At 60.1% G+C, this 13,388-nt stretch carries 11 protein-coding genes; 5 read left to right on the top strand and 6 right to left on the bottom strand.

All coding sequences use genetic code 11. The features are described from left to right. Positions 1-29: 29 nt before the first annotated feature. Positions 30-1,199: an NAD(P)/FAD-dependent oxidoreductase gene (locus tag HYG82_RS24560; RefSeq protein ID WP_179259752.1), complete on the bottom strand. Its 1,170-nt coding sequence runs from the start codon at positions 1,197-1,199 to the stop codon at positions 30-32. Between the two features lie 115 nt (positions 1,200-1,314). Continuing rightward, positions 1,315-2,235, bottom strand: coding sequence for an arginase (rocF, locus tag HYG82_RS24555; RefSeq protein WP_179259751.1), 921 nt, complete (start codon positions 2,233-2,235; stop codon positions 1,315-1,317). Positions 2,236-2,359: 124 nt separating this feature from the next. On the opposite strand from rocF, the gene HYG82_RS24550 reads away from it, so the two are divergent. Both HYG82_RS24550 and HYG82_RS24545 read left to right on the top strand, forming a co-directional pair. Beyond that, positions 2,360-3,040: a metal-dependent transcriptional regulator gene (locus HYG82_RS24550; RefSeq protein ID WP_179259750.1), complete on the top strand. Its 681-nt coding sequence runs from the start codon at positions 2,360-2,362 to the stop codon at positions 3,038-3,040. 189 nt (positions 3,041-3,229) lie between these two features. Beyond that, positions 3,230-3,763: an Rrf2 family transcriptional regulator gene (locus HYG82_RS24545; RefSeq protein ID WP_179259749.1), complete on the top strand. Its 534-nt coding sequence runs from the start codon at positions 3,230-3,232 to the stop codon at positions 3,761-3,763. Between the two features lie 129 nt (positions 3,764-3,892). Here HYG82_RS24545 and gyrA read toward each other — a convergent pair whose 3' ends face one another. The 4 genes from gyrA to psmA all read right to left on the bottom strand — a co-directional run bounded on the left by gyrA (position 3,893) and on the right by psmA (position 10,052). Further along, positions 3,893-6,379, bottom strand: a complete 2,487-nt coding sequence (gyrA, locus tag HYG82_RS24540; protein WP_179259748.1) for a DNA gyrase subunit A — start codon at positions 6,377-6,379, stop codon at positions 3,893-3,895. 18 nt (positions 6,380-6,397) lie between these two features. Beyond that, entirely contained in the window at positions 6,398-8,332 is a 1,935-nt protein-coding gene (gene gyrB, locus HYG82_RS24535) for a DNA topoisomerase (ATP-hydrolyzing) subunit B (protein WP_179259747.1), read from the bottom strand. Positions 8,333-8,599: 267 nt separating this feature from the next. Continuing rightward, positions 8,600-9,340: an archaeal proteasome endopeptidase complex subunit beta gene (psmB, locus tag HYG82_RS24530; RefSeq protein WP_179259746.1), complete on the bottom strand. Its 741-nt coding sequence runs from the start codon at positions 9,338-9,340 to the stop codon at positions 8,600-8,602. Beyond that, positions 9,312-10,052, bottom strand: a complete 741-nt coding sequence (psmA, locus tag HYG82_RS24525; RefSeq protein WP_179259745.1) for an archaeal proteasome endopeptidase complex subunit alpha — start codon at positions 10,050-10,052, stop codon at positions 9,312-9,314. Before psmA ends, psmB begins: the two co-directional genes overlap by 29 nt. Positions 10,053-10,624: 572 nt before the next feature. Between psmA and HYG82_RS24520 the strand changes: the two genes are divergently transcribed. The 3 genes from HYG82_RS24520 (at position 10,625) to HYG82_RS24510 (ending at position 13,346) form a co-directional block, all read left to right on the top strand. Continuing rightward, positions 10,625-11,881: an NRAMP family divalent metal transporter gene (locus tag HYG82_RS24520; protein WP_179259744.1), complete on the top strand. Its 1,257-nt coding sequence runs from the start codon at positions 10,625-10,627 to the stop codon at positions 11,879-11,881. Between the two features lie 157 nt (positions 11,882-12,038). Further along, positions 12,039-12,818: a sulfite exporter TauE/SafE family protein gene (locus HYG82_RS24515; protein ID WP_179259743.1), complete on the top strand. Its 780-nt coding sequence runs from the start codon at positions 12,039-12,041 to the stop codon at positions 12,816-12,818. A 99-nt stretch (positions 12,819-12,917) separates the two neighbouring features. After that, the gene (locus HYG82_RS24510; protein WP_179259742.1) at positions 12,918-13,346 is read left to right on the top strand and encodes a universal stress protein; all 429 of its coding nucleotides are present in this window, start codon (positions 12,918-12,920) and stop codon (positions 13,344-13,346) included. Positions 13,347-13,388: the final 42 nt, after the last annotated feature.

The raw sequence follows: 13,388 nt of genomic DNA, 5'->3' as shown, positions 1-13,388 counted from the left end.
CGAAAACGTCGTGGATGATGAGGGAAATCCTACAGCGACGACCAGGATTTCCGGGCTTCGTTCCAGGACGTAATGTCGGCGATCCAGCGGGCAGCGATCATCTTCTTCAAGTTCTGCGCCGGGAAGCCCCCGAACGTATCGACGGGAAGCGAGATTCCGAACGCCGGCTTGACATCGTGGGCGACAGCTTTCTCCCCGACCGAGATGACGGTGCCCTTGTCCTCCAATTCCCAGGTCAGGAGTGGACGGTTCTCGATAGCGCGGGCGATGTTCTCGCCGACCACTTCTGCAGCCTGCCAGGCGGCCTGCGCCGTCGGCGGGGCGGGCTGGTCGCCCTGGTCGATAATCGCCGAGTCGCCGATCGCAAACACGCGGTCGTCGGATGTCTGGAAATTCGCTTCGGTCTTCACTCGGTTGTGTTCGTTCTCGAGATCCACGTCGTCGAGTGCGTCTCGGCCCGTTATCCCGCCGGTCCAGACGAGGACATCGTACTCGAGGGGTTCACCCACATCGAATTCGATGGCGTCGTCGGTCGCTTCAGTGATCGGATCGTCGGTGTGGATCGTGACGTTGGCTTCCTCGAGCAGGTCTCGCAGTGCTTGCTGAATCTCCGGATCGTTACCGGGAAAGATTTCATCGAGCGCTTCGACGAGGTGAATTTCGATGGGGGCGCGGTGGTTGTCGCGGAATTCGGCGATTTCCCCGGCTACCTGGATACCCGAGAGTCCTGCGCCGCCGATGACGACCTGTGCAGGGTCACCGCGAGTCGCGTTTTGACTGGCCTCGGTGACAGCCTCGTTGATCTCGAGTGCATCGTCGAGGCTTTTAAGCGTCAGCGAGTGTTTCTCGAGGCCGGGAATCCCGTAGTAGGCGGTTTGGCTGCCCAGACCGACGAGGACGTAATCGTATTCGACGTCCTCACCCTCCTCGAGTTCGACGACCTGGTCGTCGACGTCGAGGCCGGTGACTTCGTCCTGGATGAACCGTGTCGATGGATCTGCGATGCGATCGACGGAGAAAGTGATGTCCGAGCGGACGTCCGGGTCCCGAATGACGCGGTGGGATTCGTGTAGAACAAGATGATAGTCGACGTCCGCGATCCACGTTAGTCGGGCGTTGCTACCGAGTTCCGCCTGAAGTGTATTGACCGCACCGGCGCCTGCATATCCGGCACCGAGTACAACAACGTTCTCACTCATATACCACACTGCGAATCACTATGATACAAAGGTGTTGGAACGAGAGTCCGTGTGTTCTGTGTTCTCAAGAGCCTTATTCAGTGATATTCACAAATTCCAGAGCGACAACGTGCGCTCACAAAATACGTTTCCCAAACGTGCTCGCGGTCAGTTCTGACGCCAACGTCGCCGTTTCGTTCCCCTCGTCTAGAATCGGATTCACTTCGACGACGTCCATCGATCGGAGGATGTCGTCTGCTTCGTCCCTCCGGGAAATCGCCTCGAGAGCAGCGTGAGCTTCCCGATAGGTGACGCCGCCACGGACAGGAGTGCCGACTCCTGGAGCAGTCCTGGGGTCGAGCCAGTCGAGGTCGAGGCTAACGTGGACGCCGTCGGTGCCGTCGGTCGCAATCGTAAGAGCATCCTCGATCACCGCCGAGATACCTCGTCGGTCGATGTCGGACATAGTAAAGGCGGTCATCTCGCTATCGCGGATCAGCGTGCGCTCGCGTTCGTCGATACTCCGAAGGCCGACGTAGACGATCGCCGACTCGCACAGTCCGGTCGCAGGCGCCCATTCCGTATCGCCGAACGTACCGCGACCGAGGACCGCAGCTAACGGCATTCCGTGAACGTTGCCGGTCGGCGAGGTTTCGGGTGTGTTACAGTCCGCGTGGGCGTCGAACCAGAGCACGCCGAGCTCTGCTGCTCTTGCAGATCCGGTCAATGAACCGATCGCGACCGAGTGATCGCCGCCCAATACGAGCGGAAATTCGCCGTCTGCAAGCGTCGATGCAACCCGATCGCTCAGCAGTCGACAGACGTCTTCGATCTCCCTGAGGAATTTTGCGTTTCCGCGGCTAGGTTGGTCAGCGTCAGGATCGCGCTCTTCTGCCCGCGGCATCGACAGGTCGCCATCGTCAACGGGCACAGCGCCTGCTTGCTCGAGCCCATCCGCAAGATCGGCATATCTGATCGCTGACGGACCCATATCGACGCCGCGACGGTTCGCTCCGTAGTCCATTGGGGCACCGATTATCCTGACGGTCCGATCCATACGCGTCCTTCGGCATAGACGGGCTTGGTCGTGACGATTCCGTGAACGGGCGCGACCTCGTCGGTCAACCCGGTACAGCGCTGGCGATAGTTTTAGGGATAGACGACTCTTAAACCGCGATAGTATGATGCTGAGCGACGTGATGGAAGATTATCTCAAAGCCATCTACCAGCTCCAGCGCGAGACCGACGATCGGATCAAGACCTCCGAGATCGCAGATGAACTGGACGTCACGTCGCCGACGGTTACCAGCATGCTCGACAAACTCGAGGAACGAGAACTAGTCGACCGCGAGAAGTACCGCGGGGTCACCTTAACCGACGAGGGTGAGACCGTCGCCCTCGAGATCGTCCGCCACCACCGCCTGCTCGAAGCCTATCTGACGGAGCACCTCGATTACGACTGGTCGGAAGTCCACGCAGAGGCGGATCGACTCGAACACCACATCAGCGAAGATTTCGAAGCCCGCGTCGCCGCCGCGCTCGGCGAACCCTCCGTCGATCCACACGGATCACCGATTCCAAGCGCCGATCTCGAGCCGCCGTCACGACCCGACAGCAAGTCGATCATCGAATACGAGGAGGGAGCCGACGTCACGGTGGCGGAAGTCGCCGATCACGATCCGGCGGTTCTCTCGTATCTCGCCGAGCACGGCGTCGAACCCGGTGTCGAACTCAAAATTCTCGAGATCGCGCCGTTTGGAATGGTGACCGCTCGCTCGAGCGAAGCCGACGAACCCGTTTCGTTGCCGGAATCAGTCGCTCACCACGTTCGAGTTGCGAAACCGACGGAGCCAAAACCGTAAGCGAATCCATCGTTCGAAACGTAGGTCACAGTAGCCGTCCGAGCGGATCGGACCTGATCTTGACGAACTGTACTCTCTTCCGACGATCCGGACAGGACTAGTGGCTCACTCTCGATTCAATCCCCCCAATATCGGCGAAACGCCTGGTGACCCACCGGGTTTAAGGAATGCAACTACCAATATATGACTATGTCATCAATCGAACTCACACCGAGCCAGAAGAAAATACTCCGCGCGCTGACGAATCTCCACAAGGAGTCCGAAGATGCTATCAAAGGCGAGGACATCGCCGAACAGGTCGACCGCAATCCGGGAACGATTCGAAACCAGATGCAGAGCCTCAAAGCCCTGCAGTTAGTAGAAGGCGTACCCGGGCCAAAGGGCGGCTACAAACCAACGGCCTCGGCCTACGAGGCCCTCGAAATCCAGCAGATGGACGAGCCAGCAGCGGTCCCGTTACAACACGAAGGCGAACCCGTAAGCGACACCATCATCGAAGAAATCGACCTCTCGAGCGTCCATCATCCGGAACTCTGTCGCGCAGAGATCCACATTCAGGGAACCCTGAGCGACATCCATGAAAACGACGCGGTCACGGTCGGTCCGACGCCGCTTTCGAAACTCGTCATCGAAGGCTCCGTCGATGGGAAAGACGATACGAACAACATCCTTATCTTGCGGATAGATGACATGATTGCGCCCGCCGAAGAGCCGGCACACTGACCCACTATTTACCCGCGTTCTCCTCGATTTCTTTGCAGCGGTCGCCCTTGCTTTCGTTGATTCGTCCACGGACGATCGTCGAGACTCGCGTGGTTCGTCATTCCCGCGGGAAAATTGTAGTCGACGCGGTCAGGTCGCCGCGTCCGTATCGTCTCCCGCATCGGCTGCCGAGGCCGGAATCACGTCGACACTCGCGACCGCGTCACCGTCGCCGACTTCCATGACTATTACACCCATCGTGTTTCGACCGACGGTCGAAATCTCGTCGACACGCGTCCGAACGATCTGGCCGCGTTCGCTCATCATCACGAGCTGGTCGTTCGCTGCGACCGCTTTCACGGCGGTTACGGAGCTATTTCGCTCGCCGGTCTTGATGTCGATTAACCCTTTGCCGTATCGTGACTGCGTCCGGTATTCCGAGAGTAACGTGCGCTTGCCGTAGCCGTTTTCCGTAACTGTAAGCAGCGCGCGTTCGTCAGCTTCGTCGGTTGCAACCAATCCGGCGACTGCGTCGCCGTCTTGCAGTTTGATGCCGTTGACACCGCGGGCGTTGCGTCCCATCGCTCGAACCTCGTCCTCGTCGAAGCGAATCGTCATACCGCCTTCGGTCGCGACGACGAGATCCTTCGATCCGTCGGTCACTTCGACGTCGACGAGTTCGTCGCCCTCCTCGAGGTCGGCGGCGATGATGCCCGTCGAGAGGATGTTGTCGAACTCTTCGCCAGCAGTGCGCTTTACGTAGCCGTTGCGGGTGACCATCGTCACGTACTCGTCGTCGCCGAACGCGTCGGTGTCGACGATGGCTGTGATGTCCTCGCCGGGATCGAGATCGAGGATGTTGACTGCGGACTTCCCGCGTGCAGTCCGTCCCATTTCGGGGATCTCGTAGGTCTTGAGACGGTAGACCTCACCATGATTCGTAAAGCAGAGCAGATAGTCGTGGGTGTTGGCTCGAAACACCGCTGCGACGCGGTCGTCTTCTTTGACGTCCGCACCGATGATGCCTTTGCCACCGCGGCCCTGCGGATCGAACTCGTCGATCGGCATCCGCTTGACGTAGTCGTCTTCGGTCATGACTACGAACACTTCCTCTTCTGGAATGAGGTCCTCGTGGGTAACCGTCCCCTGGTCCTCTACGATCGACGTTCGGCGTTCGTCAGCGTACTCGTCTTTGATGTCACGGAGTTCATCCTTGATCACTCCGAACAATTCCTGTTCGCTCTCTAATATTTCGGTGAGTCGCTCGATTTCGGCCTGTACCTCCTCGTACTCGTCTTCGATCTCGGCGGCTTCCATCGAGGTGAGACTCCCCAGTTGCATCCTGACGATGTGGGTTGCCTGGTCCTCGGAGAAGTCGTAGCTCTCCTGAAGCGCCGCTTTGGCGGCAGACCGATCCTTGCTGTTGCGGATGAGTTCGACGACATCTTCGGCGTTCTCGACGGCCGTGAGCCGCCCCTCCAGAATGTGCGCTCGATCTTCGGCTTGCTCGAGGTCGTATTCGCTGCGTCGACGGACGACCTCGCGGCGGTGTGCGACGTATTCCTCTAGGGTTTCTTTGAGCGACAGTACCTTTGGCTGGCCGTCGACCAGAGACAGGTTGATGACGCCGAAGGTTCGCTCGAGGTGATTCTCGAGCAACTTGTTCTTGACGACCTCGGCGTTGGCTCCGCGCTTGAGTTCGATGACGATGCGGACTCCATCGCGGTCGGACTCGTCGCGGAGATCGGAGATGCCGTCTATCTCGCCCTCGTTGACGTCCTCGGCGATGCGCTCGACGAGGCGGGCCTTGTTTGCCTGGTACGGAAGTTCGGTGACGACGATCCGTTCGCGTCCGGATTTCCACTCCTCGACCTCGAACTCGGCGCGGACGCGAATGCGGCCGCGGCCGGTCTTGTACGCGGAATAAATTGCGTCCCGACCGACGATGTTCGCACCCGTCGGGAAGTCTGGCGCCTTCACGTGGTTCATCAGCTCGTCGACGGTCGCGTCGGGATTGTCGATCAACTCGATCGTCGCATCGATTACCTCGCCGAGGTTGTGAGGCGGAATGTTCGTCGACATCCCCACCGCGATCCCCGAGGAACCGTTTACGAGCAGGTTCGGAAAGGCCGCCGGCAATACGTCCGGCTCCTGTAGCCGGTCGTCGTAGTTCGACGAGAAGTCGACCGTATCCTTCTCGATGTCCTCGAGCAACTCCTCGGCGACGGAAGCCATCCGAGCCTCCGTGTATCGGGGCGCGGCGGCTGGGTCGCCGTCCATCGAGCCGAAATTCCCCTGCCCGTCTACGAGGGGATAGCGCATCGAGAAGTCCTGTGCCATCCGGACCAGGGTGTCGTAGATCGCACTGTCACCGTGTGGGTGATAGTCACCCATCGTTTCCCCGACGATCGAGGAAGATTTCCGATGGGACGAACCGCTCGAGACGCCCATCTCGTGCATTGCATACAGGATGCGCCGATGGACGGGCTTGAGCCCGTCGCGGACGTCCGGAAGGGCTCGACCGGCGATGACGCTCATCGCGTAGTCAATGTAACTTTGCTCCATCTCGTCTTCGATACGGACGTTTTCGACCGCTCTTGCCTCTACGTCCGTCGGGTCGGGTACATCTGAACTCATGTAGTCACCTCTAATACGCTATATGTCGATCCACTCCGCTTCCGGCGCGTGATCTTTGATGAACTGTTTTCGGGGTTCGACGGCGTCGCCCATCAGGACTGAAAACATCTTGTCCGCTGCAGCGGCATCCTCGACCGTAATCTGTTTGAGAATGCGGTTGTCGGGGTTCATCGTCGTCTCCCAGAGCTGTTCAGGGTTCATCTCGCCGAGCCCCTTGAACCGCTGGACCTGCGACGGGTTTCCATCGCACTTGTCGGCGACGATCTCGTCGCGCTCGGCGTCGGTCATCGCGTCGTAGGTTTCGCCGCGATAGCGGATGCGGTACAGCGGCGGCTGCGTCGCGTACACGTAGCCGCCCTCGAGCAGCGGGCGCATGTGCCGGTAGAAGAACGTCAAAAGCAACGTTCGTATGTGAGCGCCGTCGACGTCGGCGTCGGTCGCCATGATGATCTTCTTGTAGCGGATGTCGTCGACGTCGAATTCGTCGCCGATCCCCGCGCCGATCGCGGTGATCATGTTCCGGATCTCGTCGTTCTCGAGGATCCGATCGAGCCGATGTTTCTCGACGTTCAGGATCTTCCCTTTGATCGGGAGGACGGCCTGGAACTCGGGGTTTCTGGCCTGTTTTGCGCTCCCGCCCGCGGAGTCACCCTCGGCGATGAACAGTTCGGCCTCTTCCGGATCTTTCGTCTGGCAGTCCGCGAGTTTACCGGGCAACGACGTGGACTCGAGGGCCGACTTTCGGCGTGTCAGTTCCTCGGCCTTCTGGGCGGCCATGCGGGCCTTTGCGGCCTCGACGGCTTTCATCACGATCGCCTGGGCGGTGTCGGGATGTTCTTCGAAATAGGTGCCAAGCCCCTCGTGCATGGCGCTTTCGACGATTCCGCGGACTTCGCTGTTGCCGAGTTTCGTCTTCGTTTGGCCCTCGAACTGCGGGTCGGGGTGTTTGACCGAAATGACCGCCGTGAGTCCCTCGCGGATGTCCTCACCTTTGAGGTTGTCCTCGAGGTCGGAGAGTAGGTCGTTTTCGTTGGCGTAATCGTTGACGGTCCGTGTCAGCGCGGTCTTGAATCCGGTCAAGTGGGTTCCTCCCTCGCGAGTGTTTATGTTGTTCGCGAAGGCATGGATCGATCCCTGCAGTTCTTCAGTGGCCTGCATCGCTACTTCGATCTGGATGTTCTGATCTTCGTCCTCGAAGTAGATGATGTCGTCGTGCATCGCCGAGCGCGTTTCGTTCAGGTACTCGACGAACTCCCGGATGCCGCCTTCGTACTCGTAGGTCTCGGCGACGGGTCCTTCCTCGTCGGTCGTATCCGGGCGCTCGTCGCGGAGCGTGATGCGGACGCCGGAGTTCAAGAACGCGAGTTCTCGAAGCCGGTTGGAGAGGGTCGAAAACGAGAATTCATCCGTTTCGAAGATATCAGTATCGGACCAGAATCGGATTTCAGTACCTGTTTCCTCGTCCGATTCCATGTCGCGCACGCGTTCCATATCTCCGACAGGTTCACCTGCTTCGAACGTGTGGTGAAAGACGCCACCGTCGCGTTTGACCTCGGCTTCGAGACGCTCGGAGAGAGCGTTGACAACGGAAACACCGACGCCGTGAAGACCGCCTGAAACCTGATACGATTTGTTGTCGAACTTCCCGCCGGCGTGGAGGACTGTGAGGATGACCTCGAGTGCAGGGCGGTCGTACTCTTCGTGGGTATCGACCGGAATGCCGCGTCCGTCGTCGGCAACACTCACCGAGGCATCCTCGTGGATCGTGACGGTGATGTCGTCGCAGTGCCCGGCCAATGCCTCGTCAATCGAGTTATCAACCACTTCGTAGACGAGGTGGTGGAGACCTCGAGAATCGGTAGAGCCGATGTACATCGCCGGTCGCTTTCGTACAGCCTCCAGGCCTTCGAGAACCTGAATCTGACCGGCGCCGTACTCGCTTTCCTGGGACATGTAAAACCTGGTTTCGGATAGCGCCCGGGTACTAATAAAAGTCACGTGTACGCGCGCGAGCGCGAACCAACATCTATTTCGCCTGCTCGAACTGATGGTTATGGCCAGTCCATTTCGCCTGCTCGAACCGATGGTTATGACCAGTATCGGATTCCGTGAGGATCGTCTACTCCACTCTGGTCGCTGTTTCGCCGTGCACTTACTGTATCGCTGACGTTCTGTCCGCTCGTATTACTCTCCTTACCCATTCGGAAAGGCGGTCGTCGACTACAGGAGCGCGTCGAACGACTCGTGGCCCTGGATGTCGACGCCGCCGCCGGTGATTTCGGCGAGGAAAACGCCGTTGCCCGAGCCAGTATCGCGTTCGACGGCGCTTTTGACAGCGCGGACTGCTGCCGACCGCGCGTCGGGAAGTGTGAGGTCGTCTTCGTACTCGTTTTCGAGGACACCGTAGGCCAGTTGCATCCCGCTGCCGGTGACGGTGTAATCGTCTGCCATCACACCGCCGGCGGGGTCGATGCTGTAAACGTGGCTCCCGGCTTCGTCGACGCCGCCGAGAATAGGATGGATCGCCCGGAACGGACCACCACGGGCGAAATTCCCCGCAAGCGTTGCTACTGCATCGATCGGCATCGTCTCGCCACGACGGGACTCGTAGAGATTCACTTCGGATCGCAGCGTTCGAATGAACGACTGGGCACCGCCGACGGAGCCGACGAGCGTCACTGCTGCCGTTGGGTGGATCTGTTCGACCTTCTGGACGTCCTTGTTCGAGACGAACCGACCACCAAGACTCGCGCGCATGTCCGTCGCGACGACGACGCCGTCGTCGGTCGTGATACCGACGGTAGTCGTCCCCGTACGATTGACTGTGTCCCCGTGATCGTCACCTGTACGAGTACCGGCGGGGACGTCCCCCAGTTCCGGTGCGTACGGCGACGATTCGTTGCGACGGTGTGACGTCGACGGCGCGTTCCCGTTATTCATCCGCCCCATCCTCGTCGACATCCGCGAGGATCGACTCGAGTCGGTCGTTCGAAACCGATTGAAGCGACTCGTCGTCGGTCGTAATCGTCGCGACGTCGACGTCCTCTGCGGCGACGACTCCGTCGGTGGGTGCGCTGAGCGCGCTTACGGCAAGTTCGATGCCTCCGTCGACGTCGAAATCGGTGCGATAGTTTTCTTCCAGGTAGTCCTGAATGACGTCGCGGTCACCACCGACCGCCGCGGCTTGCCATTCGTAGTCCGTCCCCGAAGGGTCGGTCTCGAACAGTCGAGGCTCGCCGTTTTCGATACCGCCGACGAGCAACGCAACGCCGAACGGGCGCGCGCCACCAGTCTGAGTATACTCCTGAATGTGGTCGGTGATCGATCGAGTCAACGTCTCGACACCGATGCGCTGGCCGTAGCGGAGTTGTTCGCCCTGGGCGCGCCGGCGGGCGAGATCGACCAACTGGCGCGCGTCGGCGACGTGGCCGGCGCTTGCGATACCGATGTGGTCGTCGACGGTGTGAATTTTCTCGACGCTCGAACGTTCCATGAGCGACGAACTAACCTGACGGTTCGCTGCGAGGACGACGCCATCGGGCGTGAGGAGACCGACGCTTGCGGTCCCTCGTTTGACGGCCTCGCGGGCATATTCGACCTGGTAGAGCCGGCCGTCCGGGGAGAAGATCGTATTTCCTCGGTCGTAGGCCTGCTGCTGAGATTGTCCTTGCATTGCTGAATCAGGTCACGTCGACCTTCACCTTGGGTAATGGATAATAATTTAAAGGCCTTCTTTTGGAGGCAACGTCGGCTGCTTCGTCGTGCGCCCCTGCTGGTTGTCGCTCTGGGTCGGAGAATTAGTAGGTCTAGGTTCGTCCGTCGCTCGAGGACGACCGAGGCCGTCGGGAGTTAAACGACGTCCGTGGCTGTCCACGTTAACCGACGATCTGTCGGCACTCTCAGGTCGGCAGCTGCCGCTCGTTTGCCATCTCAAGCTTGGTGCTCAAACAAATCCTCGCCGTTGATTGTAGTACAGCATTCCGTAAATCGGTTCACGGGTTGCGTCGCTCTCCCCGGTCGGTTGCGGTCTCAACCGGGGACAACCCCTTCTTCCCTCACATAAATGCACGATCATCGTATCGCGGCATGTGCGTCCGTCGTACCGGCAGTCGAGACAATTCGACGACGCGGGCTCGGATTACTCCCCGCAGCAGCCAAACATGGGCCCGAGTCCGTCTCCGTCTCGACATATTTTAATCCCACAGTCGCGGCCGGATTCGAGCACGGGTTCGGGGGTGCACTCTCGTGAGCGAACGGTCCGCATCGGCCTCGGCAGTCGCCGACGCTGTCCCCGGCGGCGAAGCGATCCACGGTCTTCTCTACGACTACGGCCTCGGCGTCCTGTTCGCTGCAAACGTTTTTGGTGCCGGATCGGTCTACATCCTGGCCGATACGGGTGCGAACTACGCGTTCTCCCTGCTGTGGGTGTTGCCCCTCGCGTTCCTCGTCGACATCGCGTTGCACGATATGAGCGCGCGACTCGCCGTTGCGGATGAACCGCTCGCCGACTATATCGTCGACGCTCTCCCGATCGGCGGGTCGATGCTACTGATCGGTATCTCGCTGATGTCCGGTCTGTGGGCCGTCTCGAACTACGCAGTCGCCGGCGCGGCGCTGGCCTGGCTCGTTCCCGGCATCGATAACGTTCTCGTCGGCATCGTCCTCGCGGCCGGAATCGGGATCGCCATCGTACAAATGAAGGTGTACGACCGAATCGAAGCAGCGATCGCGGCGATGGTGTTCGCCGTGTTCAGTTCCTACGGTCTGTTGTTGCTCGGCCTCGACGTGCCGTGGCAATCGGTCGCCGCCGGTTTGCAGCCGCTTCTCGAGACCGAAATCGGGTACCTTACTGCGATCATCGCTTTGCTTGGGACGACGGTCTACTGGCCGAACTTCTTCATCCAGTCGAGCATCCGGCCGACCAAAGAGTGGACCGACATCTGGGAATACCGACGGGACAACGCCGCCGGAATCGCGACGACGCTCGTCATCGGCAGTTTCGTGATGATCGTCTCGGCGGTCACCCTCTCTGCGGGAGCAATGACGTTGACGACACCCGGAGAACCACTCGCGGGAATCCTCGGCGATTACGCGCTCGTGGTGTTCATCTTCGCCGCGTTTCTGGCCTCCATTTCCTCGGCAACCGGGACGTTATTCGGTGCCGGCTTTATGGTGCCACAGGCACTCGGTCGGGACACGGTCTTCGGCGACACCGCCTTCCGGCGCACGGTCGTCGCGTTGATCGTGCTCGCAGCAGTCACTGCTCTGCCGATGCTCACCTATACAGGCTTCGGGCCTGTGGAAATGGCGATCGTCATGCCGGCCGTCAACGGCGCGATCGGGCTTCCGGTAACCGTCTTCGCGCTCATCGGCGCCGTAAACAAGTTTCACGACGTCGAGTGGTACGAGAACGTGGCGTTCATCGCCGCTGGGACCGTTCTCCTAGTCGGCAGCCTACTGACCGTTCAGTCACTGTACGAGACGATCGTCGCCCTCCTCTAACGGCCTGAGCAGGCAGAGACGCGAAGAAGCGACTTCGATCTGAGAGGACTGCCGTACTGATCTCGGTCGCCGGCCGACCCAACACCGACAGATGAGTGACGACACAGAAAGGAAGAGTAACAATGAACGAAACAGAGACGCAGATGATTACAGCGATATGTTCGATCTATCCATTGGTCTTTCGCTCGTCCTGTTACTCGCTTCGATCGCCTTCTTCTCCGGCATCGGAATCACGACCATCGGTCCCGGCGGAATCTTCGTGACGATCGCGCTGTATTCGATGACATCGATTCCATCGAGTCAGGTCGCCGGCACTGCCCACGCAACCTTCGTTTTCACCGGGCTCGTCGGCAGCGTCGCCTACATTCACTCGGGGGAAATGAACACGGGCCAGAGCCGCGCGATCGCGGTCATCCTCAGCGTCGCGAGCATCCTCGGTGCGCTGGTCGGCGCGCACGTCAATACGTTCGTTCCCCGATCACTGTTCGGATTCCTGCTCGGTGGCGTCGCGATGGCCGTCGGCGCGACCATCCTGTATCGAGAGCGCCGCGGATTCAGCCCGATCTACGACCTCGAGCCCCTGACTCGAGACGGACAACTGATCCTTCTCGGACTCGGCTTCACCCTTGGCGTCTGCAGCGGTCTCTTGGGAATCGGCGGGCCGGTACTGGCCGTGCCAGCGCTCGTATTAGTCGGCGTGCCGATGCTGCTCGCCGTCGCCGTCGCGCAGGTTCAGTCGATCTTCATCGCGACGTTCGCAGCATCCGGATACTTCCTGCAGGGGAACGTTCTCGTATCGCTTGCAGTCATCATCGGCGCTCCGCTGCTACTGGGCGTCGTCGTCGGCTGGCAGGTCGCGTACATCATCGATCCCGAAAAGTTGAAAACCGCACTCGGGTTCGTTCTGCTCGGCGTCGGCCCCGTTATCGCGCTGTGACCGAATTGTGACATCCTCCTCTCCGTTTACGGCGGGGAGGATGTCACACTGTGCCGGAATTAGACTGAAGTCGACGCGCGTATAGCAAAACATGTCCTCATGTCACCCCGGATCCTCGTTCCGTTCGATGACTCGGAACCAGCTCGCGACGCCCTCGAGTACGCCACCGAACTGTTTCCACGCGGTGAGTTCGTCGTTCTGGCGATCCTCGACCCCACCTCCATCCCGTACATTCCGAACACGGCCGACGACGGCACCGGGACTGACGAAGCCGGGGAGTTACTCGCCAACGCCGCCGACCGGCTCGACACGGCCGAAACACTCGTTGCCGAGCGCGGGATCGACGTCGAGACGGAATCGAGAACGGGAACGCCGGCGCAAGAAATCCTCGAGTACGCCGAGGCGGAACCGATCGATCACGTCGTGATCGGCAGCCACGGACGGTCCGGCGTCGCACGGATTCTACTGGGGAGCGTCGCCGAAGTCGTCGTCAGGAATTCGCCAGTTCCCGTCACAGTGGTTCGCTAACCGTTCGTTCGAGCCGAGTGGCACGCCGGTCTGTCCCGATGA

Source organism: Natrinema halophilum (assembly GCF_013402815.2).
GTDB classification, from domain to species: Archaea; Halobacteriota; Halobacteria; order Halobacteriales; family Natrialbaceae; genus Natrinema; species Natrinema halophilum.
Note: the sequence above shows the minus strand (reverse complement) of the source record. Positions and strands in the feature narration are given on the sequence as shown.